General features: G+C 42.4%; 25 protein-coding genes. 17 read left to right on the plus strand and 8 right to left on the minus strand.

Features of this window, described 5'->3' with window-relative positions; all coding sequences use genetic code 11:
• Window positions 1–195 precede the first annotated feature (195 nt).
• The 3 genes from fumC to ACTXGH_RS01800 all read left to right on the plus strand — a co-directional run bounded on the left by fumC (window position 196) and on the right by ACTXGH_RS01800 (window position 3,023).
• Window positions 196–1,599, plus strand: coding sequence for a class II fumarate hydratase (gene fumC / locus ACTXGH_RS01790; RefSeq protein ID WP_439261664.1), 1,404 nt, complete (start codon window positions 196–198; stop codon window positions 1,597–1,599).
• A gap of 53 nt (window positions 1,600–1,652) precedes the next feature.
• Window positions 1,653–2,180: a peroxiredoxin gene (locus ACTXGH_RS01795; protein WP_439295917.1), complete on the plus strand. Its 528-nt coding sequence runs from the start codon at window positions 1,653–1,655 to the stop codon at window positions 2,178–2,180.
• Between the two features lie 411 nt (window positions 2,181–2,591).
• The gene (locus tag ACTXGH_RS01800) at window positions 2,592–3,023 is read left to right on the plus strand and encodes an ACP-like domain-containing protein (RefSeq protein ID WP_439295916.1); all 432 of its coding nucleotides are present in this window, start codon (window positions 2,592–2,594) and stop codon (window positions 3,021–3,023) included.
• Window positions 3,024–3,149: 126 nt separating this feature from the next.
• Here ACTXGH_RS01800 and ACTXGH_RS01805 read toward each other — a convergent pair whose 3' ends face one another.
• From ACTXGH_RS01805 to ACTXGH_RS01830, 6 genes are all read right to left on the minus strand, one after another.
• The gene (locus tag ACTXGH_RS01805; protein WP_439261662.1) at window positions 3,150–3,578 is read right to left on the minus strand and encodes an Hsp20/alpha crystallin family protein; all 429 of its coding nucleotides are present in this window, start codon (window positions 3,576–3,578) and stop codon (window positions 3,150–3,152) included.
• 108 nt (window positions 3,579–3,686) lie between these two features.
• Window positions 3,687–4,547, minus strand: a complete 861-nt coding sequence (locus ACTXGH_RS01810; protein ID WP_439295915.1) for a DMT family transporter — start codon at window positions 4,545–4,547, stop codon at window positions 3,687–3,689.
• A 273-nt stretch (window positions 4,548–4,820) separates the two neighbouring features.
• A complete protein-coding gene (locus tag ACTXGH_RS01815) occupies window positions 4,821–5,630 on the minus strand; it encodes a MipA/OmpV family protein (RefSeq protein WP_439261660.1) in 810 nt (269 codons plus the stop codon).
• Window positions 5,631–5,744: 114 nt separating this feature from the next.
• On the minus strand, window positions 5,745–6,656 hold the full coding sequence (locus tag ACTXGH_RS01820) for a rhomboid family intramembrane serine protease (RefSeq protein ID WP_439261659.1): 912 nt from the start codon (window positions 6,654–6,656) through the stop codon (window positions 5,745–5,747).
• Window positions 6,657–6,713: 57 nt separating this feature from the next.
• Window positions 6,714–7,922 (minus strand): alpha-hydroxy acid oxidase, encoded by a 1,209-nt coding sequence (locus ACTXGH_RS01825; protein ID WP_439295914.1) that lies wholly within the window; start codon window positions 7,920–7,922, stop codon window positions 6,714–6,716.
• Window positions 7,923–7,986: 64 nt separating this feature from the next.
• A complete protein-coding gene (locus ACTXGH_RS01830) occupies window positions 7,987–8,304 on the minus strand; it encodes a glutaredoxin family protein (RefSeq protein WP_439261657.1) in 318 nt (105 codons plus the stop codon).
• 210 nt (window positions 8,305–8,514) lie between these two features.
• Between ACTXGH_RS01830 and mtgA the strand changes: the two genes are divergently transcribed.
• The gene (mtgA, locus tag ACTXGH_RS01835) at window positions 8,515–9,201 is read left to right on the plus strand and encodes a monofunctional biosynthetic peptidoglycan transglycosylase (RefSeq protein WP_439261656.1); all 687 of its coding nucleotides are present in this window, start codon (window positions 8,515–8,517) and stop codon (window positions 9,199–9,201) included.
• A 106-nt stretch (window positions 9,202–9,307) separates the two neighbouring features.
• Complete coding sequence (gene ppk1, locus ACTXGH_RS01840) at window positions 9,308–11,506, plus strand: polyphosphate kinase 1 (RefSeq protein ID WP_439295913.1); 2,199 nt, start codon at window positions 9,308–9,310, stop codon at window positions 11,504–11,506.
• Between the two features lie 6 nt (window positions 11,507–11,512).
• Here the strand turns inward: ppk1 and ACTXGH_RS01845 are convergent, their stop codons facing one another.
• Entirely contained in the window at window positions 11,513–12,058 is a 546-nt protein-coding gene (locus tag ACTXGH_RS01845; protein WP_439295912.1) for a DUF2058 domain-containing protein, read from the minus strand.
• Between the two features lie 358 nt (window positions 12,059–12,416).
• Here ACTXGH_RS01845 and ACTXGH_RS01850 point away from each other — a divergent pair, with 358 nt between their 5' ends.
• From ACTXGH_RS01850 to ACTXGH_RS01865, 4 genes are all read left to right on the plus strand, one after another.
• On the plus strand, window positions 12,417–12,587 hold the full coding sequence (locus ACTXGH_RS01850) for a hypothetical protein (protein WP_439295911.1): 171 nt from the start codon (window positions 12,417–12,419) through the stop codon (window positions 12,585–12,587).
• An 86-nt stretch (window positions 12,588–12,673) separates the two neighbouring features.
• Window positions 12,674–12,925 carry a hypothetical protein gene (locus tag ACTXGH_RS01855; RefSeq protein WP_439295910.1) on the plus strand — a complete coding sequence of 84 codons (252 nt, stop codon included), beginning with the start codon at window positions 12,674–12,676 and terminating at the stop codon, window positions 12,923–12,925.
• A gap of 71 nt (window positions 12,926–12,996) precedes the next feature.
• Complete coding sequence (locus tag ACTXGH_RS01860) at window positions 12,997–13,452, plus strand: hypothetical protein (RefSeq protein WP_439261651.1); 456 nt, start codon at window positions 12,997–12,999, stop codon at window positions 13,450–13,452.
• Between the two features lie 185 nt (window positions 13,453–13,637).
• The gene (locus ACTXGH_RS01865; RefSeq protein WP_439261650.1) at window positions 13,638–13,838 is read left to right on the plus strand and encodes a hypothetical protein; all 201 of its coding nucleotides are present in this window, start codon (window positions 13,638–13,640) and stop codon (window positions 13,836–13,838) included.
• A 143-nt stretch (window positions 13,839–13,981) separates the two neighbouring features.
• On the opposite strand, the gene ACTXGH_RS01870 is transcribed toward ACTXGH_RS01865, so the two are convergent.
• Complete coding sequence (locus tag ACTXGH_RS01870) at window positions 13,982–14,689, minus strand: MiaE family protein (protein WP_439295909.1); 708 nt, start codon at window positions 14,687–14,689, stop codon at window positions 13,982–13,984.
• 620 nt (window positions 14,690–15,309) lie between these two features.
• On the opposite strand from ACTXGH_RS01870, the gene ACTXGH_RS01875 reads away from it, so the two are divergent.
• The 8 genes from ACTXGH_RS01875 to ACTXGH_RS01910 all read left to right on the plus strand — a co-directional run bounded on the left by ACTXGH_RS01875 (window position 15,310) and on the right by ACTXGH_RS01910 (window position 26,840).
• On the plus strand, window positions 15,310–17,508 hold the full coding sequence (locus tag ACTXGH_RS01875) for a malate synthase G (protein WP_439295908.1): 2,199 nt from the start codon (window positions 15,310–15,312) through the stop codon (window positions 17,506–17,508).
• Between the two features lie 598 nt (window positions 17,509–18,106).
• Window positions 18,107–19,153: a porin gene (locus tag ACTXGH_RS01880; RefSeq protein ID WP_439295907.1), complete on the plus strand. Its 1,047-nt coding sequence runs from the start codon at window positions 18,107–18,109 to the stop codon at window positions 19,151–19,153.
• A gap of 169 nt (window positions 19,154–19,322) precedes the next feature.
• The gene (locus ACTXGH_RS01885) at window positions 19,323–20,453 is read left to right on the plus strand and encodes a porin (protein ID WP_439295906.1); all 1,131 of its coding nucleotides are present in this window, start codon (window positions 19,323–19,325) and stop codon (window positions 20,451–20,453) included.
• Window positions 20,454–20,683: 230 nt separating this feature from the next.
• A complete protein-coding gene (locus tag ACTXGH_RS01890) occupies window positions 20,684–22,318 on the plus strand; it encodes a CTP synthase (protein ID WP_058369208.1) in 1,635 nt (544 codons plus the stop codon).
• A gap of 222 nt (window positions 22,319–22,540) precedes the next feature.
• Window positions 22,541–23,416: a 3-deoxy-8-phosphooctulonate synthase gene (gene kdsA / locus ACTXGH_RS01895; RefSeq protein WP_439260416.1), complete on the plus strand. Its 876-nt coding sequence runs from the start codon at window positions 22,541–22,543 to the stop codon at window positions 23,414–23,416.
• Between the two features lie 27 nt (window positions 23,417–23,443).
• Window positions 23,444–23,698 (plus strand): heavy-metal-associated domain-containing protein, encoded by a 255-nt coding sequence (locus tag ACTXGH_RS01900; protein ID WP_439260417.1) that lies wholly within the window; start codon window positions 23,444–23,446, stop codon window positions 23,696–23,698.
• A 179-nt stretch (window positions 23,699–23,877) separates the two neighbouring features.
• The gene (locus ACTXGH_RS01905; RefSeq protein ID WP_058369205.1) at window positions 23,878–24,102 is read left to right on the plus strand and encodes a heavy-metal-associated domain-containing protein; all 225 of its coding nucleotides are present in this window, start codon (window positions 23,878–23,880) and stop codon (window positions 24,100–24,102) included.
• A 389-nt stretch (window positions 24,103–24,491) separates the two neighbouring features.
• Window positions 24,492–26,840 carry a heavy metal translocating P-type ATPase gene (locus ACTXGH_RS01910; RefSeq protein ID WP_439295905.1) on the plus strand — a complete coding sequence of 783 codons (2,349 nt, stop codon included), beginning with the start codon at window positions 24,492–24,494 and terminating at the stop codon, window positions 26,838–26,840.
• The last annotated feature ends 2 nt before the right edge of the window (window positions 26,841–26,842 follow it).

Genomic DNA, 26,842 nt, shown 5'->3' on the forward strand with positions numbered 1-26,842 from the left:
AAATATACTATCCGGTAATGTATTGATTTGATGGTAGTTGATACTTTTAGACGCCAGTTAGACTTATGGACTTGGAGAAATTTGTCTTAAGTCATGCTATCATAACGGCACTTTAAAACGTATTCTCCTTTATGTGCAGCGTATTTTGCACTTTTTTCGAAGCAGCTATACAACAAACCATCAAAGAGGGTAGTTATGTCGACACAGAATCAGGCAACTCGTACCGAAAAAGATACCATGGGCAACGTGGAAGTGCCAAGTGAGGCTTATTGGGGCGCGCAAACTCAGCGTAGCCGTGAGAACTTCAAAATCGGTGGCGAGACCTTGCCGCGTCCGATGATTGAAGCGATGGCTTTAGTCAAAAAAGCCGCTGCGATTACCAATGCAGGTCTTGAGCGTATCGAAGGTGATAAGCGCGACCTAATCGTGCAAGCCGCTGACGAGATTATCAACGGTGGTCTAACGGATCAGTTCCCATTGGTGGTATGGCAGACGGGTTCTGGTACGCAGTCAAACATGAACATGAACGAAGTACTCGCCAACCGTGCCAATGAAATCGCTGGTTCTGAGCGTGGCAGCTACGCACCGATTCACCCAAATGATCATGTCAACCATGCACAGTCTACCAACGACAGCTTCCCAACGGCGATTCGTGTGGCGGCTGCTCGTCAAATCAACAGCTTGCTTATCCCAGCGGTAAAAGCACTACGCGATACGCTAGATGCTAAAGCCAAAGAGTTTGATAGCATCGTCAAAATTGGTCGTACGCATTTACAAGACGCCACACCTTTGACCCTAGGTCAAGAGTTTAGCGGCTATGTCAGCCAACTTGACCATGCATTAACGCGTATCGACAATGCGCTACAGGGTCTATATGAATTGCCACTAGGCGGTACAGCGGTTGGTACCGGTCTGAATGCCCATCCTGATTATGCAGTAAAAGCTGCTGAGCAATTATCAACCTTGACTGGCCTACCGTTCGTCACTTCACCAAATAAATTTGAAGCGCTAGCGGCTCGTGATGCCGAAGTATTTGCTTCAGGCGCACTCAAAACCCTAGCAGGTAGCTTGAACAAAATCGCTAACGATGTACGTTGGTTGGCATCAGGCCCGCGCTGTGGTCTAGGCGAATTAACCATTCCTGAGAACGAGCCAGGTTCCTCTATCATGCCGGGTAAAGTCAACCCAACACAGTCAGAAGCGATGACGATGGTTGTTGCTCAAGTGATGGGTAACGACACGACTATCAGTATGGCTGGCGCGTCAGGTAACTTTGAGCTCAACGTTTATAAGCCTGTTATCGCTTTTAACTTGTTGCAATCTATCCAACTATTGGGTGATGCGTGCAACAGCTTTAACGATAATTGCGCCGTTGGCATCGAACCAGTCAAAGAGAAAATCGATGACTTTTTGCACAACTCATTGATGCTGGTTACCGCATTGAACCGTCATGTTGGTTATGAAAATGCGGCAAAAATCGCGAAGACAGCTTATAAAGAAAACAAAACTTTGAAGCAAGTGGCGGTTGAACTCGATTTAATGACCGAAGCACAGTTTGATGAGTGGGTCACGCCAGAAGATATGGTACATCCTTCTTAATGTAAAGTTTATCTGGATAAATAAAAAGACAATAACCTAAATCGGAGTAAATAATGATTACCCATGTACCTGATGTGACTTTTAAAACTCGTGTTCGTGATGAATCTATCGGAGGAGACAATCCCTTCACATGGTATGACCTAACCACAGATGAGTTATTTGCCAATAAAAAAGTGGTTGTGTTCTCACTACCAGGTGCCTTTACGCCAACGTGTTCGACCAGCCATCTACCTCGTTATGAAGAGCTTTATGATGAGTTTAAGGGGTTAGGTGTAGATGAAATAGTTTGCATTTCTGTCAATGATGCTTTTGTCATGTACCAATGGGGTCTCAAGCAAAACCGCGAAAACGTATTCTTGCTGCCTGATGGTAATGGTGAGTTCACTCGTAAAATGGGTATGCTTGTTGATAAGAGTAATCTTGGCTTTGGTATGCGATCATGGCGTTATTCGATGCTCGTCGACAATAAAGCCATTAAAAAAGTGTTTAAGGAACCTGATTTTGGCGATAACTGCCCAATCGACCCCTTTGAAGTATCAGATGCAGACACTATGTTAGAGTATTTGAAAAGCAAAGCTTAGGGTCTGTTGAACATTCAGTTAGTAGGTTGAGTTAGTAATAGCGTAACCCACCGAGTGTATTTGAACAAAAGAAAGTATTTGAATAAAAAAGACCTTGCCATCCTTTATAAATGGGTGTGCAAGGACTTTTTTTGTCTATTAATTGAAGTACCTACACCATGCGAAACAATGTCTTACCCTTGGTTAACAAGCGCACCCATAGTTATAACAACCCAAACTAAAATTTTGGTTAATATAGTCATATAAACAGTACGAATAAATAGCAGTTTTTGACTTTAAATCGTTCAATAACAATAAAGACTGTAGGCGTAAGCTAATTAGAACAACTAAAACAGCTCGCTTATATAATCTATAATCCCTGCTTACAGTTATCTGTCTATAAGCATTCTAATCATTTAATTGAGGTCTATTATGAAAAATTTAACCGCAGCAGTATCGTCGGCCGCTATTATGATGGTGGCGTTAGGGTCAGGTTCAGCGATAGCATACTCAGACAATGTGATGGAGCCAAGCGAAAGCTATGATACGGCTATCAAGCACAGACAAGTCAACTACACTTGTCAAAACAATAAGAAAGTCAGCGTAACTTATGGTTTTAACAAGCAGTATCTACCGACCTTTGCAGAGGCCAATCTAAATGGCAAAAAAAGATTTTTACCAATTAACTTAGGTCGTTCTGACAATGTCGGTACGGTGTTTGGTGACGAAGAAAACTTTAGTATCATGACAGGACCTTTACGTTTAAATAATTATCATAAGTCCTCGGCCAATATCCAAAACGCTAAGAGCGAGATACTCTATAAAGGCTGTGATGTCGCCTCTATCGTTAAGCTTAAAGGCTAGTTGCGGCAGCTTGATACATTTACGACAAAAGCTAAATTACAAAGTCTCGTTTTTATAAAAAAAGGCACATGAATCATCATGTGCCTTTTGAATTTAACTAGCTTTCTTATTAAAGCTTATCTGGCTTTATTTAATTTCAAGCTTTTTGCGCTCTGAGCTGGTCTCTTTTGGTAGTACCAGTTCTAATATGCCGTTTTCATAAGAGGCTTCTGCTGCATCAACCTTTACTTTGGATGGCAATTGGAAGCTACGCGATACTGAGCCAAAGTAGCGCTCGCTGCGTAGTATCTTGTCGCCGTCTTTTTGCTCGTCGTGCTGCGCAATCTCAGCGCTGATAGAAACGATATCTCCGGTAATAGACAGGTCGATATCTTCTTTGGCAACGCCAGGTATCTCAGCGTTTACATGGAACGCATCATCTTTTTCACTAACATCAATCTTGATTTGGCTAGCATTAGGGAGCGCTTCACCATGCAGCGGACGCATCACAAAGCTAGGTGCCATCTCATCAAAGAAGTTGTCAAAGATTGAATTGCGTGTAACAAGTTTACTCATAACAGTCTCCTTATCATTGATTGTTTACTGTGTATCTAACCTACTATATATATAAAGGTAGGCTATATAATTTCAAGGGTTAATTTTAAGATGTTATGGTCTAATATATTAATGAGGAATTTTGTCTTTATCTATTCTTCTAGAATAGATATTTAACGAATTACCAGCGACAATAAGCAAAATGCCTATCAATAAGGCAACGCTAAAACTTTCAGAATATAAAAGCACGCCAACGATTGAAATTAGGGGTAACCTAAATAAATCCATAGTCACGACGAATGTGACCTCTGCGTATTGCATAGCTCTAGTCATACAATAATGTGCCGATAGCGCCGTTACACCTATAATTATTAGCCATGGCCACTGAATACCTACTGGCGTCGTCCACCCGTCGAGAAATAACAGCAGTCCCAAAGGCGCTTGTATAAAACACATCATAAAAATAATCGTGATTGGGCTATCCGTATTAGATAACGATTTTGTGGCCACATGAGAAAAGGCATAACAGATGGCTGCACTCAACACGATTAGTGACGCATAGTGAGCAACATCTAAGCTAGGTTGAACGATGACTATTATCCCAAGAATGCCTAATAGTACGGCAATAACTTTTTTTACCGTGATAGATTCTTTTAAGAAGAAATACGAGATGATTATCGTCCAAAAAGGGACAGTGAATTCAATAGCAAAAACGGTAGCTAGGGGCAGTAGTCCTATGCCTAAGAACCAACCGTATTGTCCCGCGAAATGAAATAGGTTCCTTACTAGGTGTAGTTTGATACGTGTGGGAAATGAGAAACGCGCCTTCTTCAACAGCAGTACGATTGGCAATAGTACCAATAGGCCGACGATACTTCGGAAGAATAAAATCTGAAAAACACCGATTTCACTATTAAGCTCACGAGCACCAATAGCCATTAAACAAAATGAGGTGAGTGCTCCAATCATCCAAAGGGTAGCGTGGAACATAATGGTGCAATCCTTTATATAAAATCAAATCTAGAGTTTATCTTATAGTTAATTTACTCTAAGGATGTTACGGCGAGGTTGATAGATATCTTCGCAGCCTCTGTTTGCGTAGTCACAGCAAGCAAGTAAATTTCTATCAACCTCGCATTCAGATAAAGTACATGACACTTTTATTTTGTACGAACTATATAGGCTAGTGTCTCATATCAACGAATTAGCACAATAAAAAAGCCAAGCAAAATGCTCGGCTTTTTCTATCACATTTCCAAAATTCTAAAACTTATAAAGCAAACCAAGCGTCGTACGAGACTCAGTGCGCGAGTCAACCATCGGGCTGTCGTATTGCTCATCCGATAGATAGCTTAAGCTCTGATTGGCAAAGCCTGCCCAGCGCTCATTAAAGTCATAGTTGGCACTGATGTTGATGTAGGGGTTAAAGCTTGAATCAGGTGAGTATGAGTCAACCCCAGTACGTGCTGATTCTTCATCGCTGACACCATAATAATATTCATTATAGTCTTCGTTATTCCACTCAATACCGATACTTGGATAGACCGTCAGCTTGTCTTTGCTATATTTGGCAAGGTAAGTTAAGCGGCCAAATGTACCATCACTACGATCTAAGACGTCAGTGGCGATTTGCCCACGCAAGCCACCGATAGGTGTACGGCGTAAATAAGTGAGACCCGCAGCGGCTGAAGCTTTACGTTTATCGAGACCTTGAAGCGCACCATTGGCGTCATCAGGATCAAACTCCATACCTGCCAGCTGCGCATAAGCTGATAGCTGGTTGGTCCCATCATTGATGATATACGCACCAGCTTGAGCACCGCGTGCATAAATCTTATTGTTATCATAAAAAACGCCTGGCAATACACGTACTTCGGTATTGTCGTCTAAGTCATAAGCTGAGTTTACCGCCATGACATTGACCCCAACGCTTAGTTCAGCGTCTTGGTCGGCAGGTAGATTCTTAAAAGGAGCCGCACTGGTCAAGCTAGCCACACTAAGTAATGCAGTCGCTGTTAAAGTACTAAACAGAACTTGCTTAGTGTTATTAGAAAGTGCTGCAATTTTGAACATAATGGAATCTCGTTAGTGAGTGAAAATGATCGGATAGAAAAAAGCGAGTAGGGCAAACTATATTAATCTGCTGCTTTTGTGAGCTATCTAGCAATAATAAATAAGTATGACAGTTTACTCAATGGTTTTTAGTACTTGTAATATTTGCTGATGAATATCTTGCCACCACCAGATAAAACCTGCGCTAATAAGTAGCATTATAAGCCATGGAAGTAGCTGCCATATCAGCGCAGGTTTAGTAGGAGTTTCTAGCGAGATAGAGTAGCTGCCAGATGGTTCATGGTTGATAGTAGTATTTATAGGATCAGCGGTAGCAGGATAGACAGTATTTGTATCCTGAGTATCGCCATACTCAGGCACGTCATAAGTATGAGAGTAGGTCATCGGTGCCATTGATGAAGTCATACGTTGACGATGAGCAAGCGCAAATCCAAAGGCGATAAGCAGTCCAGTAATAGCCCCACCAATATGACCGGCGTTATCAATACCCGGTACCGCAAAACCATACACAAGATTAATACCCATAATAAATACTAGGCTTCTTAAATTGAGAACCATACCGTTAACAGATATTTTAAATAGCGCGGCTATCAAGAGTGCAGCGCCGATACCCATGATACCACCAGAGGCCCCAGCTGATAGACCCGGTTGTCCTGTACCATCCAAAATACCTTGCCACGTCACGTAATTGTTTAGCAAATTACCACCGATGGCCGACAGCAAAAATAACGCCAAAAATCTGGCTGAGCCAAACATCGGCTCTGCAACTTGACCAAAAAAGTACATAGCAAATCCATTAAACAGTAAATGCATGAGGCCAATGTGCAAAAACGCACTACTTACCAGCCGCCACGGATCATCAACCATGGTTAATGGCAACGCATTGGCACCCCAGTTTAGCAGCGCTTGCGTCGAGGGATTATTGGCATCAACACCCGTCAACACTTGCACGATAAACAGTCCAATGAAACTGACTAATAATAAGGTGCTAACGGGCGCGGTCTTTAACAATTGCTGTATGGTCATAAAACGAAGTATCAATTAAAAATGATGAATAAAATGGTGAGTATACGAAGCTAAGCGCTACCAGCGTAACGGTGAGATATAAGGCTGAGATGATTTGAGCTGCTCATAAGTGCCTTTGACTAAAATATCGTCAGCCACCTGATTAATATTAGTATGACCGCAGAATGCCATGCTGATATCACATTCTTTATAGATGATCTCAAGGGCGCGGCGCACTCCATCTTCACCATAAGCACCAAGGCCATACAAGAATGCGCGCCCAATCATGGTGCCTGTTGCACCCAGTGATATAGCTTTTAATACATCTTGGCCCGAACGAATACCGCTATCAAGCCACACCTCGATATTACTGTTTTCGGCACGAACCGCTTGGACGATATCGCTTAAGGCAGCGATGGAAGAGGGCGCACCGTCTAATTGACGGCCACCATGGTTTGAGACCACCAATGCATCCGCGCCGCTACGAGCCGCCATGATAGCGTCTTCAGGATCCATAATACCTTTGATAATCAGCTTGCCGCCCCACATGTCTTTAATTCGCGCCACATCATCCCAGCTTAAGCGTGGATCAAACTGCTCTTCTGTCCAAGCGGTTAGAGACGACAGATCGTCCACACCTTTAGCATGACCGACGATATTGCCAAAAGTATGACGTTTGGTGCCCAGCATATTCATACACCATTGCGGTTTGGTCATGAGATTGACGATATTGGCGAAAGTAGGTCTGGGCGGCGCAGATAAGCCGTTTTTGATGTCTTTATGGCGCTGACCAAGCACTTGTAAATCAGCCGTTAATATGAGTGCTGAGCAATTGGCATCTTTGGCACGTTGAATGAGATTGGACACATATTCTTGATCGCGCATGACATAGAGCTGAAACCAAAACGGCGCGCTGGTATTTTCAGCGACGTCTTCGATAGAGCAAATACTCATGGTTGATAGTGAGAACGGCACACCAAACTTTTCAGCTGCACGCGCTGCATGAATCTCACCATCCGCCCACATCATGCCAGTAAACCCAGTTGGGGCAATGGCTACTGGCATCGACGCCGGCGTACCTATCATATTGGTTGCAAGCGAGCGTCCTTCCATATTGACCAGCACTCGTTGGCGCAGCTTAATACGGTCAAAGTCGCTCTCATTGTTGCGATAAGTGGTCTGCGTCCATGAGCCTGAATCGACATAATCATAAAACATACGCGGTACTTTACGCTCAGCGACTCGGCGCAAGTCTTCGACTTCTGTTACTTTTTTTAAATCTTTCATAGGTCTCTCATCCATAAGATCTGATGATAAAGTTACAGTTATTAGTGTTGTTAATTGGAATAAATCATTTATAGGTAAGTAACTGCTGCAAATCCATGACTGAAAATGGATAGTCTAATCGTTTTGATGATGTCAAAATTACTGGAATGCTGGTGGCAAACTCCATCATCAAGTCCTCAGGAAAATCTGCAATATCAACATACTGATACTCAATAGGTTGTACCGCCTGAAAACGCTTTATCAATTGCTCAGCGACATCACATAGATGACAGCCAGAAGTACCCAGTAACCACCAGTTATCAGAGTTTTTAGCGCAGTCAAGACTTGGGTCCGCATTAATAACGCGTGCACGCAATACCTGTATAGGGCGATCGTTATGCATAATTACTCTCTTAATTACTCGCTTAGCTTTATACTTGTCACAAACGACTTATTCTAAACGTGATCATCAACCATAATATGTTTTAGCAATCAACACATAATAAAGAAAAAGGGTAAGTAATGACAGCGATTGTGAGATTAGGTAAGATAGCTTGCTACTAATCAATAGCTGACAACTTTTATTATTTCTCATTATTTGGATATTTTGCGCATGGCAAGTTTTGGCAAGTTTATTAAACGATTATTACTGGCGCTGATGTTGTTGGTGGTAGCGTTCCATGTACTGGTGGCAGGTTTACTATTGATTTGGAAAACGCAGCCAGTCAATAACAGTATGTTTATGCTAACCCATCGACTCACAGGCGGCGCAGTGACGCAAACTTGGGTAGAGTATGATGACATTGCCAAATCTGCCAAACAAGCGGCGATTGTCAGTGAAGATTCGACATTTAGTCAGCACAATGGTTTTGATCTCAAAGGTATAGAGGCGGCACGCAAAAAAAATGAAGAGACAGGTAAGATGTCCGCTGGTGGCTCAACGATCAGTCAGCAACTGGCAAAGAACTTGTTTTTGACCTCGCATCGCTCCTATATTCGTAAAGGCGAAGAGGCAGTCGTGACTGTTATGATAGAGAGCTTATGGGATAAGCAGCGTATTTTGACCGCGTACCTAAACGTGGCAGAGTTTGGTAACGGTATTTATGGTATCGAGGCCGCAGCGCAGCACTATTTTGATAAATCCGCTGCCAATCTGAATCGCGATGAGTCAGCATTACTCATCAGTATGTTGACCAATCCCAAATACTATGAAGACAATCAAGGCGATAGACGTCTACGTAACAAGCAGCGGATTATCAAAAAACGTATGAAAAATGCTGTCTTGCCGCAAGCAGCATAGCTTAATAAAAGCAAAGTCTGACTATCAATGACAAAGCTTGCTGGCAATGACAAAGCGCACTGGAATAAAGGTTTAGCCACCATAAATAACTATAAAGGACTGCGATATGAGCACTGCCAACCATGCATCAAACGTGACTATAGAACGCGACAATAACGATAAGCTTGAACGAACACAAGATCACAGTCTTACTCAAATAGCTTGGCAACGCTCAGAAGACGGCAGCTACTCACCCAGTAGTTATATCAATCGCGACTTGTCTTTATTACAGTTTCATCTACGGGTGTTAGCACAAGCGGCAAGCCCGCGACATCCATTACTTGAGCGCTTGTTTTTCTTGATTATTTTTTCATCAAATATTGATGAGTTTTTTGAGATTCGTGTTGCCGGTATCATGCAAAAGCTCAATATCGGAGATGTCTCAACGAGCGCTCATGGCATGCGCCCAAGTGAAGTTCTCAATGAGATATCAGCCATTGCACACGAGGCTATCAATGAGCAGTATCGTATTCTTAATGAAGACATCCTACCAGCCCTTGCCAAAGAAGATATCCGCTATTTAAAACGTGATGAATTAAATGCAGAGCAATCGGCTTGGATGAAGCGTTATTTTACGGAGCAAGTATCGCCAGTACTAACGCCCATTAGCATCGATCCTGCCCACCCGTTTCCGCGACTGGTTAATAAGAGCCTAAACTTTATCGCAACATTAGAAGGCAAAGATGCTTTTGGTCGTGATATCAATCTGGCTATTGTACCTGCGCCGCGTAGTCTGCCGCGTGTCATTCGCCTGCCTGATGAGCTGACTGGCGGCAAAGAGCATCATGTCATGCTCTCAGCTATTATTCATGAGCATATTGGTGAGCTATTCCCTGGGATGAATGTGACAGGCTGTCATCAGTTTCGACTGACGCGCAATGCAGATTTGGACTTGGCAGATGATGTCGAAGATATCGCCAAAGCGCTTGAGGGTGAGCTTGAAAACCGCCGTTTTGGCGACAAAGTGCGGCTTGAAGTCACCACCGATTGCCCAACGCCCATCAGTGACTATTTGCTCAATGAATTTGAGTTACATGACAATCAATTGTACCGTGTCAATGGACCAGTAAACCTAACGCGTCTGCTCTTTGATTTTAATATTCCAGCGCTGCGTTATCAGCCGTTTACCCATGTCGTGCCAAAGGCTTTTCGTAGGGAGGCCGACAAACTTGAAAAGGCGACGAGTATGTTCGCTGCCATGCGTAAAAGTGATGTCCTAGTGCATCATCCTTTTCATGCGTTCTCGCCTGTGGTAAATCTATTGTGGCAAGCTGCCAGCGATCCAAAAGTCTTAGCGATTAAACAGACTTTGTATCGTTCAGGCACCAATTCAGAAATCGTACAAGCGCTCGCAGCTGCTGCTCGTAACGGTAAAGAAGTGACCGCCATTATCGAGTTGCGGGCACGTTTTGATGAGGCATCTAACATTGCGGTTGCAAATTATTTGCAAGAAGCAGGGGCGGTCGTAGTCTACGGTATCGTCGGTTACAAAACTCATGCCAAGCTGATGCTCATCATACGCCGTGAAGAGGACAAAATCCGTCGTTATGTGCATCTAGGGACGGGTAACTACCATGCCGCTAATGCCAAGGTCTATACGGACTACGGTTTGTTTACCGCTGACGCTGATATCTCAGAAGATGTGCACAAGATATTTCAGGAGCTGACGGGGATGGGCAAACCTGCCAATCTCAAAAAGCTGTTACATGCCCCTTTTACTTTGCATGAAAAGTTGATGAGCTTTATTGATGATGAAATCACTCATGCCAAAGCAGGCAAGCGTGCGCATATCATTGTCAAAGCCAATGCTCTGACCGAACGTCGTTTGATAGGAAAGTTATACGACGCCTCGCAAGCAGGGGTTAAGATTGAGCTGATCTTACGGTCTATGTGTTGTCTGCGTCCGCAAGTACAAGGGCTGTCTGAAAATATTACGGTGCGCTCAGTCATCGGACGCTTTTTAGAGCATACCCGCATCTACTATTTTTATAATGCGGGTGATGAGCGGATGTATTGTGGCAGTGCAGACTGGATGGATCGCAACTTATTCCACCGGGTCGAAGTTGCGTTCCCTATTGAAGACAAAAAAATATTTTCTCAAATTTATCAAGACGGCTTACAAAGCTATCTACAAGACAACGTACAAGCATGGACGCTTGACGGCAAGGGACGCTGGAAGCAAGTCCAGCCAGCAACAGACGAGCCACAGCACATTGCTCAAGAGCATTTATTAAAAACCATCAATCACGTTGGTGAAAAAACCTAACAATCCCTACCACATCAGATCATCTGGGATCACATAGGCTGCATAAGGGTCATCATCATCCTGCTCAGTGTCTGACTTGTCGTTGGACACGACGATAAACCCTTCCAATTTGGCATCTATACGATCTGCTAACGGGCGGGGAAGTAGCGCATATCCCTCTTCTAGTCGTGCAATGACCACATGACCAGCCACTATTTGGTCATACAGTTTTTGGGTGACATGGATCTTTTTTATTTTGGACTGATCAACGAATTGATAGCTAACGTCATTTTCCGTACCCGTGACCGTCTCTTTGATTTGATGCTGTTTAATCATTTGAATGATATTAGCATGCAACGTTTTTTGTTCTAAAATCTGCTGTTTTTCTTGATTAAGCTTCTGATCTTTTTCTATCTTTTTTGCTTGAGCTTCTGCCAATGCTTTTTTAGTCTCAATATTTGATGCGTCACCAGTACGTTTGGCGTGTTGAGACTGTTTGCTCAATTTTTTAGCTTTTTTACTATCAACCAAGCCAGCTTTTAATAGTTGAGCTTGTAGGGCATTTTTGGCCATAATTTGATTACCTAGACAATAAATAATGAGTCACTTTTTTAAGGATATATGGTTTTTAAAAATATATGGTAGCAAATTTTGTTAGCGCGTGTCGTGAGTTCTGCCAAATTGCATAAAATATACATAAGATGTGAATAATTAAATAGTTAAACTATATCAATCGTCCACTGACGAAGGTTACAAACTGTCTTTTAATATCACATTTATTCACACATTGATACGGCAGTACACTAGTGCTATCACTAATATGGGACATATAATCATTGTAATGCTGAACAATAAAGACAACTTTATAAATCAATAACTTCGTATACCAATAATAAAATTTATAATCTCATCATAAAAGTAGGAGCTGACTATGAGCGACATGAGCAAAGCTGTTTCAGATATTAAGCAAGCTGCAGAGCAGGTAGATAGCCAACAGATTGATAACAACTTAAAAAATACCTCTCATTCTAATATTGCCGAAGAGCTGAGTGAAGAAGAGCGGACTCCTTTTATCGAAGATGAGCTACGTACTGACAAATAATCTACGTTTTAAAGGAATAAGCATATTAGTGCTATAAGCTTGGTATCTTAAGGATATTTTTAAATTGTAAATATAAAGGACATTTCATGCCAAACAATACTGATCCAAACAACGAAAAAGCGGTGCCGATGAATGATCCTGCGACCGTACGTTCTGAGAATCCCAAAGACAGTTATGAAGGGCGTAAGCATGAGCCAAATATAGATGGGCCAGAGCAAGCGTCTCAGGAAACAGATGAAGTATATGTCGATCCTCGTAAAGAAGAAGACTTACCTCCAGGAGGCAAGAACGTTGGTGACCTAAACGCTTACGATTTAAGTCAAAAGAATAATCCGTAGATCATTGTTAGTCCTACAATTATCGTTTGACCGATTTAATGTATTTATAATAAAGATATAAGGAAAAACTCATGGAAACGAAAGATCCTGCACTGACAAAGACACTCATGACAGATGATGATTCAGCTAATACTGATTTACGTAATAACGATGTAGAGCGTAATGATTTAGACAGCGATAATATGAACAATCAGCCATTGTCAGAAGAATCAGCCAAGGCTAACGAAAAAGAATTTCATGACAGTCGTGATGAAATTGAGGCCACTACCTCAGTCAATAAAGGGACTGATACCTTTGGTGAAGAGGTGGTTCACTCAGAGCATGTAAATGATGGTGACAATCCAGCACGCCAGCCTGATCGACGTGATCAAGAAGGCAGTACAGCATTTGATGAAAACGTTAATGAAGAAACAGTTGGTAGTACAGCGCCTAAAAGCGAAGAGGTCACTGATGAAAACCGCTATGCGAGTATCGCCAATGCACAATCTCGTACTTTAAATCCAGATGAAAAGAATTCAATTCGATAAAAACTGTCAATGAGTGCAATGATAATTGGCAATATTCGTTGTATAGTCAATTCGCTATAAAAACGATACACCAGTTGCGCATTACGTTACAACGTATCGATTTTATTTGGTATCGATTATATTTACAAGTGCTACATATAGTGGTCTGGATATAACTTAGATGTTCATAATAAAAAGGAAGACTAATGAGTACTCCCAAAGATAATGATGTTAATAAAGACTACGAGTTGAAAGATGCAGACGACAATAAAGGTATCGTACCTGATGATGCGCTGCAAAAAGCGAATCCAGCTGCTGCTGAGCGAAAGAGTGAGGATCATGATCCGCACCATATTGCAAAAGATGCCAAGCAATACGATAGTCCACTCATGGAAGATGACAAATAGCGTCTTTTTTACAAGCTATAAAGGTAAAGCAAGTAAATAATAGACCAAAGTAAAAAGGTACTATCGCCAATCAAGTGATAACTTTGATCAGCAATAGTACCTTTTTGCTATATCTATAGGACCATATTTTATAGGCCGTTCCGTTATGGTATCGGTACACCGCTATGAAAGCGTAGCTCAGTGTCTGGACTAGATATTAACTCTGCTTCTACGTCTCTAAATAATGCCACACGTTCATCGATATTGTCATCACATAATGACTGTGCGAGGGCCAGATAGTCCTCGAAGTGACGGCTTTCTGATTTAAGTAAATAACGATAGTATTTGGCCAAGCGTTCATCGTTAATGACCTCAGCAAGAGCAGCAAAACGCTCACAAGAGCGCGCTTCTATAAATGCGCCAATGATCAATACGTCTACCATAGCAGCTGGCTCATAGGTACGTTTATGCTTTAACAGACCTTTAGCATAACGGCCAGCACTAAGATATATCCAGTCTTGACCACGCTCATTCATAATACCCAGTACTTGCTCGTAGTGCAGCATCTCCTCACGTATCAGCTGTGCCAATTTACGCTGTAAATCATAAGAAAACTCGTAGCGAAACAACAAGTTCATGGCAGTCCCTGCTGCTTTTTTTTCGCAGTTGGCATGGTCTTGAATGATAAGTGGCAAGTTCGTGATGGCAGCGTCTACCCAACTTTGTGTGGTTCGACTACCCAAGAATTCGTAAATAGGGGACAGATCTACCTTTATAGGTGTTCGTAGTTGAGTCACATCAATACTATCGTCGTTTTGATTATCAGGGTCCTGCAAAATATCATTGTCTATATTATTTGGTACATCACTCATGAGGTTCTCGATTACTGGCTATTAACATCTCAATTTTATTTTGAACTGACTGTAGTTAGCGCTATTATAGCTAGCACTAAGCATGCATAAAAAATCAGCGATTCAACCTGCTGGCGCGCATAGTATAACAGTAGGCTGTCCTTACATGAACCACTAACCCCTAACGCAAATAGCAAGGCTGCTAAGCCTAATAACACTAAGATTTTATTTTGTAATTATTGCTTACAGTTTATACTTACCCTTGAGTCATCTTCTTGAGTAGTATCAGCTATAGCGTCTAAGGCTTATGTCCTCTACAGTATCATTCTTATACAACTCAAATATTTATTTGGTGAATGTCTCGTTATTGTTTATTTCACTATTTGATAGTAGGATAATATTTTATCTTAGAGACACTTTACTCTAACATTGACTGTCAGCACTACTATATAGGTAGCGCTACCTTAACTGTTATTAGTTGGGCATGACCAAGCTATATTGTTTATAGCAAGCTCTATAATACTTACTTAGCACAGTATTCATATCTGAATCAGATATTAGGTGCTAAACATCTCTCAAGCGTAACCGCTATTATAATAAATCATCATTGAATTCCATCATCCACAGATAAGGACACCACTATGAACCAGACTTCTCACTCTAATCGTATCCAAAAAGGTATTCTCGCAATCGACCAGGAGATGTACGACTTTATTGAAAATGAAGTACTACCTAAAGTTGGCGTTGATTCGGATAGTTATTGGTCAGGTTTTGAAAAGGTTGTCAAAGAGTTTACTCCGCGTAATAAAGAGCTACTAGCTATCCGTGACAAAATGCAAAGTCAGATTGATCAATGGCATTTGGACCATCCTGCTAAAGATGGTGAGATTGACTATCCTACTTATAAAGCTTTTTTAAAAGAGATCGGTTATCTATTACCAGAAGGCGAAGACTTTAAAGTAAGCACCCAAAACGTCGATGACGAGATTGCTCATATTGCAGGGCCACAGCTGGTTGTACCTGTACGTAATGCTCGTTATGCACTAAATGCTACTAACGCACGTTGGGGGAGTCTCTATGATGCGTTGTACGGCACTGATGTGATTAGTGACGACAATGGCCAAGAAGCCACAGGTGGTTACAATCCTACTCGCGGCGCTGCAGTCGTCGCTTATGCCAAAGACTTCTTAGATGATAATTTTGCATTGGCATCCGGTTCTTATAGTGATGTCACAGGATTCAAAATAGTCGATGGCAACCTTCAAGTTGCGATGGGTGAGAGCAGTACGCAATTGCAAGATCCAGCAAAATTCGTCGGTTACGTTGGTGAGGCTGACAGTCCATCAGGTGTTTTGTTAAAAAATAACAATTTACACGTAGAGATTCAGATCGATGGCAGTCATCCAGTAGGCAAAGACGATCCTGCATATATTAAAGACGTACTGCTAGAGTCTGCCATTACCGCTATTCAAGACTGCGAAGACTCCATCGCTGCTGTCGATGCAGAAGAAAAAGTCGAGGTGTATCGTAATTGGTTTGGTCTTATGAATGGCGACTTACAAGAAACCTTTGAAAAAGGCGGTAAGACTCGTACGCGCAAACAAAACCCAGACCGTGAATATACCACGCCAGAGGGCGGTAAGCTGATCCTACCAGGTCGCTCACTGCTGCTTATTCGTAATGTCGGTCATTTAATGCAAAACCCTGCCATTTTAGTCGACTTAGGCGAGGGGTCTGAAGAGATATTTGAAGGGTTAATGGATGGTTTAATCACGCCGTTATTGTCTTTAAATGACATCAAGGGCAGAAATCAGCTGTCAAACTCGCGCACAGGCTCAATGTATATCGTCAAGCCAAAAATGCATGGTCCTGATGAAGTCAAAATGGCCAATGACCTGTTTAACGCCTCAGAAGACTTGTTAGGCTTAGAGCGCAATACTATTAAAATCGGTATTATGGATGAAGAGCGCCGTATGACGGTCAACTTAAAAGAAGCGATTCGTCAAGCCAAAGAGCGCGTTATCTTTATCAATACAGGCTTCTTGGATCGTACGGGTGACGAGATGCATACCAGCATGAATGCAGGAGCATTCGTCCCTAAAAGCGAGATGAAGTCACAAGCGTGGCAGCCAGCCTATGAGCAATGGAACGTTGATATCGGGCTAGAGACAGGTCTGCAAGGTCATGCTCAGATTGGTAAAGGCATGTGGGCAAAGCCTGATGAAATGAAAGAGATGATGGATACCAAGGCGGCGCATCCAAAAGCGGGTGCTAATACTGCATGGGTTCCGTCTCCAACTGGCGCAACCTTGCATAGCATGCACTATCATCAAGTAAGCGTCGCTGATGTCCAAGACAGTCTAAAATCGCGCCAGCGTGCAAGCTTAGATGATATCTTGACCATTCCATTGGCCAAAGATACCAACTGGACAGAAGAAGAGAAGCAACAAGAGCTTGAGAACAACGCTCAGGGTATCTTAGGGTATGTCGTACGCTGGGTAAACCAAGGCGTTGGCTGCTCTAAAGTGCCAGATATCAATGATGTGGGTCTAATGGAAGATCGTGCTACTTTACGCATCTCAAGTCAACACATCACCAACTGGTTACATCATGATATCGTCAGCGAAGAGCAAGTGATGAATGCGATGAAACACATGGCAAAAGTTGTGGACGAGCAAAATGCAGATGACCCAGATTATCAGCCAATGGCTCCTAACTTTGAAGATTCTTACGCATTTAAAGCGGCATGTGATCTTGTATTCAAAGGACGCGAGCAGCCAAGTGGCTATACCGAGCCATTATTGCATCAAGCTCGTTTGGACCTAAAAGCCAACGTATAACCTCATTAAATAGCAAAAAATAGCAAAATTGGCCATTATTTACTCTATAACGGAACATTCTTTATCAAAATACTCACTATTTTTATAAAAATTAAGAATATTTTTTAGGGTGTTTTGAAAGGTTTTTAGAGGTTATTAGGCTGTCAATAAGTAGCTTTGCTAATCATGGTTATAAGCATGACCACTAGTCTTTTCAAAGGCTGGTGGTTTTTTTATGAATATTCATTTGTTGTTACTAAATAATTCTCGAATTTTGTGCTATAAATATTTGAGCAACATTCTGTGATTAAGCAGTAAAAAAGATGTTGCAAATTATGTCAGAGTTGTTATGCTTATAGGCGAAGTATGAGTTTGGTAACGGATGTTACACACTAGAGCGTTAAAGACCTAAGTTTACATAGTGGTTACGCGGTTAGTATCAGTTATGTAAGTCATGGTTTTTTTCATCTTACGGTAATAGAACTTCGCCACACTTGTTTCTGACTAATCTCGGTAGCCAGTTACACATTATATCTTTGAGGATTTGTGACGATACCTTTTTGAGCATTAGCTAATAACAGCTCGCTCATTACTAAAATTGTAAAGTGGAGATACACCCATGAAAAAACTACTTTTAGCTTCAGCAGTTGCTGCTCTATCTGTATCTGCAGCTAATGCCGCACCAACTCTATATGGTAAAGCTTTTTTAGCCGCTGACTACGAAAACGCTGAGTTTGATGGTCCTTCTGGTAACATGTACGACGAAGATACGTTAGAGATTAACTCTCATGCTTCACGTATTGGCCTTAAAGGTTCTGAAGCCATGACTGCGAATACTGATGTGATCTATCGGTTAGAGTATGGCACAAGTATTGATGGTGATAATGCTACCTTCACTAACCGTGATACCTATCTTGGTGTGGTCAACAAGCAATTTGGTGAGTTCCGTGTTGGTAAAAACCAATCTAGCCTAGCGCGTATTGACAACGTTGTAGTGAACCAAGGTTACTGGGATAACTTAGGTCAAACTCAAAATGAAAGTGAGGTTGTTGAAGCGTTAAATATGGCTGATAGTGGTCGTATCAATAGTTCAGTTATCTGGACTGCACCAAAGTATGAAGGTCTACCAGTACAACTGTCTGCTATGTACAGCTCTGACGATGCAAATGGCAATGATAACGAAGGTTTTGGTGTAGCAGCGCTATTTGATCAAGGTACTGGTTTTACCGCTGGTATTGCTTATGACAAAGATCAAAACATCGACGGTGACATCATCCGCGGTACAGCAACTGTAGATCTAGGTAAGTACATGGCTTATCCAGTCAATCTAGGTGCCTTATACCAAGTAGGTGATTACGATGGCGGCGAATCAAAAGAAAAAGGCTTTGTAATCAGTGCTGAAATGGGCTTAACTAACTTTGCTCGTCCAGCGTCTGTATACACGCAATACAACAATACGTCAAACCTAGGCGGCTTTGATAATGCTGATTCAGATCAGATTGTTGTTGGTGGTAAATACTTCTATAAAGATAACATCATCGCTCATGCCTATGCTGGTATGAATAAAGCTGATAACGTACCATATAATCCAGCTGAACTTGAAGTTGCACCAAGAGGTGACGCGGAAGTAATCGTAGTTGGTACTGGTCTAGAATACTTATTCTAGTATGAACTAGAATTTGCTTCTAAAAAACTCATCCTTCGGGGTGGGTTTTTTTGTTGTGTTAATTTTGCTTTAGAACAGACAGAAAAAAACGTAAAAACGCAAGGCCATTCTAGGCTTTGTGCATTTAATACCCTGCTTAATGAATGACCAAGTATTAGAGTGAATATTTATGATGAAAAAACTCCTTTTAACATCAGCGATTGCTATTGTATCTGTACCAGTTGCGCAAGCAGCCCCAGAAATCTATGGCAAAGCATTCTTGACCACTGATTATATTAATGACGAGGCGGATTACACTAATCGTGTAGATGATGCCCCTGAGGACTCTGATGTGGACTCAGTACAAATTAACTCAAACTTTTCACGACTAGGTCTCAGAGGTTCTGAAGCGATTACTGCAAATACTGATGTAATATATCGATTAGAGTATGGCATTGATATCGATGGCGATGACAGTAATACTTTTACAAGTCGTGATACTTATCTAGGTCTAGTAAATAAAGACTACGGCGAGTTTCGCGTTGGCCGTAATACCTCTGTATTAGGGTATGTGTACGATCCGATGGTTGCAAGAGCTTACTGGGATAATCTAGGGAAAAGAACCCTGAATGACAATGGCGGAGTTGCTGCACTAAATATGCTTGACTACACGCGCTCTGATAGCTCGGTGTTGTGGATTGCCCCTGAATATAAAGACTTGCAGCTGGTAGTGCAGTATGTGGCTGATGAGGGTTCTGATGACAACAAAGACAAAGATGGCTATGGGGCTGCACTCAAGCTAGATAAAAATAGTTACACTGCTGCGATCGCTTATAGTAAGGATATCGAGGCAAGTGGTAGTATCAATACCTTAGACTTTGTCACTGATGATAATGCTGAAGGTCTTATAAATTATGGCGGTGATGCCTTTCGCGGTACGATAACCGTCGATTTAGATGAATATATAGATATGTCAACTCCCTTAACCTTAGGGGCAGTATATCAGCAAGCTGACTATGACTTTGTAGGCTCTCATAAAGAAAAAGGCCTGATAGTTAGTGGCAAAATGGCATTAGAGAACTTTGCTCACCCAGCTTCTGTCTATCTTCAATATAACAAAACAGACAATCTAAACGGTATCGACAATAATAATTCGGATCAGATTGTATTGGGCGGTGAATACGAGTTGAAAGATAATGTGATCGCTCACGCTTATGTTGGTCAAAACTCAGCCGATTATACCAGTCCTTTAGATCCTACCAACTCTGTCGCAGATATTAAGGTCTTCGCCGTTGGTGGCGGTTTGGAATATCTGTTCTAGTGGCTTTTATCTAAGTAGTCTGTATTGTAAAATCGTCCAAGTGATAGCTAAACATCATAACTATATAATGTTAAAGGACTCATCCTTCGGGGTGGGTTTTTTCGTTGTGCCAACTTTAATAGGGTAACAGCCAGTAAAACCTAAGAGTTTAAGAGACTTTGAGTTTTTACCCTATATTTTATGGCGTATTTTTAGTAAAATCCTCTTTTACCAATTACCGATAGAGTACTATGACCAAGTTTATATTTGTGACCGGTGGGGTAGTGTCCTCACTAGGGAAAGGTATTACCGCAGCTTCCCTTGCCGCGATATTAGAAGCGCGCGGTGTGAGTGTAACCATGACCAAGATGGATCCGTATATAAACGTTGATCCAGGGACGATGAGCCCGTTCCAGCATGGTGAAGTTTTCGTCACTGAAGATGGGGCGGAGACAGATTTAGATTTAGGCTATTATGAGCGTTTTTTACGTCATTCTAAGATGAGTAAGAGCAACAACTTTACCAGTGGTCGCATCTATCAAAACGTGCTGAATAAAGAGCGCCGCGGTGAGTATCTTGGTGGTACGGTACAGGTGATTCCGCATATCACTGATGAGATTAAAAGTAAGATTCTAGCCAGTGGCGAAGGCTATGATATCGCTATTATCGAGATTGGCGGTACGGTCGGTGATATCGAATCACTGCCCTTTATGGAAGCGGTACGTCAGATGCAAGTAGAGCTTGGTCGTAATCGCGCCATGCTAATGCATTTAACGCTCGTGCCCTATATTGCCAGTGCAGGTGAAACCAAAACCAAACCCACTCAGCATTCAGTGAAAGAGCTGCGCTCTATTGGGTTGCAGCCTGATATTTTGATTTGCCGCTCTGACCATCATATCTCTCAAGACAACCGCCGTAAGATTGCACTATTTACCAACGTCGAAGAGCGTGCGGTCATTATGTGTGAAGATGCCCAAAGTATCTATCAGATACCGCGTACCCTTCATGAGCAAGACCTTGATGATTTGATTTGTGAGCGTTTTGGTCTTGATGTACCTGAAGCGGATCTGAGCGATTGGGACAAGGTGGTTGAGGCTCAGCTAAACCCTGAATCGACTGTTACAGTAGCAATGGTGGGTAAATATGTCGAATTGCCTGATGCTTATAAGTCTATCAACGAAGCATTGCTACACGCTGGTATTACTCATAAAGCAGATGTCAAAATCAACTACATTGATGCTGAGCATTTAGAAGATGATGAGAGCTTACTGACACAGTTAAATGATGCTGATGCCATCTTAGTGCCAGGTGGTTTTGGAGAGCGTGGTACGAATGGCAAAATACAAGCCATCACCTATGCTCGTGAAAACAACGTCCCATATCTAGGCATCTGCCTTGGTATGCAGCTGGCAGTGATTGAGTATGCTCGTAATGTAATCAAAATTGATGCTAACTCTTCTGAATTTGATCGCAAGACTGCAGAGCCTATCATTGGTCTGATTACTGAGTGGTTAGATGAGCGCGGCGAGTTACAGATTCGCAGCGATGATTCAGATCTTGGTGGGACGATGCGTCTGGGTGCACAGCAAGCTGAACTGGTTTCTGGTAGCAAATTAAGCCAAATCTATGGTGCTAGTAATATCACAGAGCGTCATCGTCATCGTTATGAGATGAATAACCGTTATATCGAGCCATTAGAGCAATCAGGCATGACTATATCAGGTTATTCAGCCAAGCAGCATCTGGTCGAGTCGGTTGAGATTAGCGATCATCCTTGGTTTATCGCGGTACAGTTCCACCCCGAATTTACCAGCTCGCCACGCGGTGGTCATCCACTGTTCAACAGCTTTGTGAAAGCTGCGAAGAACTATAGCGAAGCTAAATAGGGTTTTAGGCTTTTGTTACAGCTATTATATTAATTAAAAGACTGATCTTCGGATTGGTCTTTTTTTATGAGCTGATAGTTGGCTGAACTTTCACAATATTTGTATCTGTCCATCTACCATTTGTCTGTGGCCTCTAATTACGCTTAGATACTTTTTTTAATTGAGCCATCGGTTACAATAGCGGATAGAGATATCGATAACTATAAAGAGGATCACTGTTTCATGGATAATTTATCTACAGCTCAATCGCATATTCAGCTTACTACTCCTAACAATAATACGATTAATATTGGTAACGATCAGCCGTTTGTGTTGTTTGGCGGTATGAACGTCTTGGAGTCTAAAGAGTTGGCATTTGAGATTGCTGAGCAGTATGTCGAGATATGCCAGCGTTTAGGGATTGGCTATGTATTTAAGGCCAGCTTTGATAAAGCCAACCGTTCAAGCTTACACTCATATCGTGGGCCTGGATTGGAACAAGGTATCGATTGGCTCGGTCAAATTAAAGAAAAGTTTCAAGTACCGATCATCACTGATGTGCACGAGCCGTATCAAGCAGCACCCGTCGCTGAGGTTGCCGATATTATTCAGTTACCGGCGTTTTTATCGCGTCAGACTGACTTAGTGCATGCGATGGCAAAGACTGATGCGATTATTAATATCAAAAAAGCGCAGTTTTTAGCGCCGCATGAGATGCGTCATATCGTTAATAAATGTCTTGAAGGAGGTAACGATAAACTTATTCTATGTGAGCGTGGTAGTGCTTTTGGTTATAATAACCTGGTCGTCGATATGCTCGGGTTCGATACGATGAAGCAGATGAATATACCAGTGTTTTTTGATGTGACCCACAGTCTACAGCAGCCAGGGGCACGTAGTGACAGTGCAGGCGGACGCCGTGAGCAAATCACAACCCTTGCACGTGCTGGTATGGCAACCGGACTAGCAGGGCTATTTTTAGAGGCGCATCCAAACCCAGAAACGGCAAAGTGTGATGGGCCATGCGCCTTGAGAACCAGTCAATTAGAGCCATTTTTGCGTCAGTTAAAGCAAGTGGATGATTTAGTAAAAAGCTTTGAGGTGTTAGATACTCATTAATGGATAAGTAACAAAGAGGGCAGCACAATGGCGATTCAGACAGCACAAGTGAGTATTGAGAATATCGATGACGCTGAAGGATTAGACAGTGTCATGATAGCGTTAAAGAACATCACAGGGGTCACTGCGATAGATCTTGATGCAGCGAGTAGCATCGCAACCGTGCGCTACGATGATACCGATACCAGTATTCACGCCCTAACAGCTGCGATTAGTACGGTCGATTATGTGACCCAGCCATATCCTATTGATGCACCGCAAAATCCAAATTATGATAATTAAATAACCTTATCATGTTAGCAAAAAGCTATTATTCTTTAATAAAGTGATAACCAAAAGGTGTTGTTGTTAACGATGATTCGGCTTATGCTAGTCGAACGTTGTTTTGATAAGTCTTTAATAGTTAATTACTAGATTTTCATACAAGCAATTCATTAATTTATAATAATAAGGAGCTCAACATGGCAAGCCAAACACGTATTATCAAAATCGACGGTATGACTTGCGGCGGTTGTGTGGCAAGTGTGCATACTGCGACTGACAGTATTGATGGTATAGACACTATTTCTGTCGATCTTGCTGACAATCTAGCAACGGTGACTTTCGACGATAGTAAGACCAGCGCAGAGGCTATTGCGTCTGCTATCGATGAGGCAGGATTTGATGCCACAGTCGCCAACTCTTAAGTTTTTTTCTACAGAAAAACCAGCTATCATAGCTGGTTTTTTTAATGGTCGTTTATTATCTTTTTAGTAGTTTTTAACGATTATAATTTGTAGCTGGTCACTATGATTTATCTATCATCTATGTTCATGCTGTTTAATTGAATGCCCTTGAAATGTTAGTGACCACAACCATCTACTATGTATATCAATATGTATTTTAGTATAATAATATGTAGGTTATTCGGGGCTACAGATCAGATATCTATGCTGAGACCCAGTTAAACTACCAGACTGATTAAGCTACCTGATACGCTTAAAGTTTTGCATAACAGTTAGCCTTTTTTATAGCTCATAACAATCTATAAATGCTCTATAAACGCTCTCCATAAACATTGTAACGAGTTTTATTTATGAATGATTCTATCCGTACTGCCGATGACCAATCCTATGATGTCGATACTGACATTCAGTCCAATACGCTGCTTGAGCCTCAGCGTGCGCACTTGCAACTAGCCATTGATGGTATGACATGTCAGGCCTGCGCATCTAGAATCGAGAAAGTCCTTAACAAGAAGTCCTCAGTTTATGAGGTGAATGTCAACTTCGCAGGTGAGACTGCCAATGTCGATTATGATCCAGCGCAGACGACGCCTGAACAAATCACAGAGTGGGTAAGTAAAACAGGTTTTGTCGCAAACGTGCAGGCAGGAGATAGATTGTTTGCCAAGACGGATACAGACACCGCGACAGAGTATCCATGGCGATTGATTGCGCTATGGGTCTGCTTGGTGCCTTTTTTGGTCGGTATGGCGGGGATGCTCTTTGGACAGAGTATGGCGTGGATGCCGCCTGTTTGGATTCAATTTATCCTTGCAACCATTGTACAATTTGGCTTGGCGTTGCCGTTTTATAAAAGTGCTTGGGCGTCCATCAAGGGCGGTCTTGCCAATATGGATGTGCTGGTGGTCATTGGTACGGTCACTATTTGGGCATATTCAACGTATCTATGGCTCACGCATGGCGATGGTACGTTAAACAGTCTATTGCAAAGCGGTCATGGTAGTGGACACGGACCAGCTGTATATTTTGAAGCAGGGGTGATGGTCATTGCTTTTGTCCGCACGGGTAAGTATTTAGAGGAACGTACCAAAAAGCATAGTCTTAATAGTATCGATCTATTGTTGTCATTGACGCCAGATGAAGTCGAACAACAACAGTCAAATGGCGACTTTCACAATGTCGCACTGCAAGACGTGCAGGTCGGAGATATCCTGCGTGCCAAACAAGGCAGTCGCGTTGCCACCGATGGCGTGGTCATTGATGGTAGTGGCTGGTGCGTTGAGAGTCATTTAACTGGCGAGTCTGTGCCCCTAAAAAAAGAAGAAGGAGGTGAGCTGCTTGCAGGCGCTTTGGTCGAGAATGGTAGCTTATTATACCGCGTCAGTGCAAAAGGTAGCGATACCAAACTTGGTGATATGGTGCAAGCGCTTAGCGATGCGCAAGGCTCCAAAGCCAATTTGGCGCGTCTGGCTGATAGAGTAACAGCAGTATTTGTCCCAGTTGTTGTGGCCATTGCTATCGTCACCTTTGCGCTGACATGGTGGCTGACCGGTGCGATCGATACGGCCTTAATGCATGCAGTTTCAGTATTGGTGATTGCGTGTCCCTGTGCCCTTGGTTTGGCGACGCCGGCGGCTATTATGGCAGGTATGGGTGTCGCTGCGCGTCATGGTGTCTGGTTTAAAGACGCGCAAAGCCTTGAGGCAGCAGGTAATATTGATACTGTCGTTTTGGATAAAACCGGTACCTTAACTGTTGGCAAACCGACGATCGTTGATCAAGTGATGGTCGATAAATCTTTACCAATAGATGATGTGTTGCAAATTGCTGCAAGTGTTGAAGCACATGCCAGTCATCCGCTGGCAACGGCGCTTATCAATGCAGCAAAAGCGCGCAAGCTGTCGTTGTTGACGGTCACTGATATTAGCGTCATTAGAGGTGCTGGTATACAAGCAAATATAGAAGGTCTTGGTTTGGTTAAAGTCGGTACGGCAGAGTTTGCCAGTCTAAATTTACCTAAGCTGATGCCAAAAGTGTGGCAAATCGCCAGTACGGTTGCTGTCAGTATTAATGATGAACCCTTAGGCGCCTTTGCCCTTGCTGATGATCTAAAGACGGATACTCCGCAGGCTATTACTGCACTACAAGATGCTGGTATCAATGTTATTTTGATGAGTGGTGATAAACAGTCTGTCGTCGATCATGTGGCAGGACAGCTGGGTATTGGGCAAGCTTATGGCAAGATGAGTCCTCGTGATAAAGCCAGCCAAATTGCTGTACTGCAAACGGCGGGTCATAAAGTGGCGATGGCAGGAGATGGGGTTAATGATGCACCAGCGATGGCAACCGCTGACGCCAGTTTTGCCATGTTTGAGGGAACAGATGTGGCTCAGCATAGTGCGTCTGCACGTTTGATGGGCGAGTCGCTCATGCATATTGACGCTGCGCAAAAGATCGCTCAAGCAACCTTACGCAATATCAAACAAAACTTGTTTTTTGCCTTTATTTATAATTGCTTAGGTATACCGCTTGCCGCTTTTGGTTTTTTAAACCCTATGATCGCTGCTGCTGCTATGGCGCTGAGCTCTATTTCAGTATTAATGAATGCGCTACGATTAACACAATTTAAGACAAAGGTTGAACTGAATAACACCGTATCTGCGTCTAATATGAACAGCCAGAACCCAGCAAAAACGTAAAT

Source organism: Psychrobacter sp. 1Y10, assembly GCF_052259005.1.
Classification (GTDB): Bacteria; Pseudomonadota; Gammaproteobacteria; order Pseudomonadales; family Moraxellaceae; genus Psychrobacter; species Psychrobacter saeujeotis.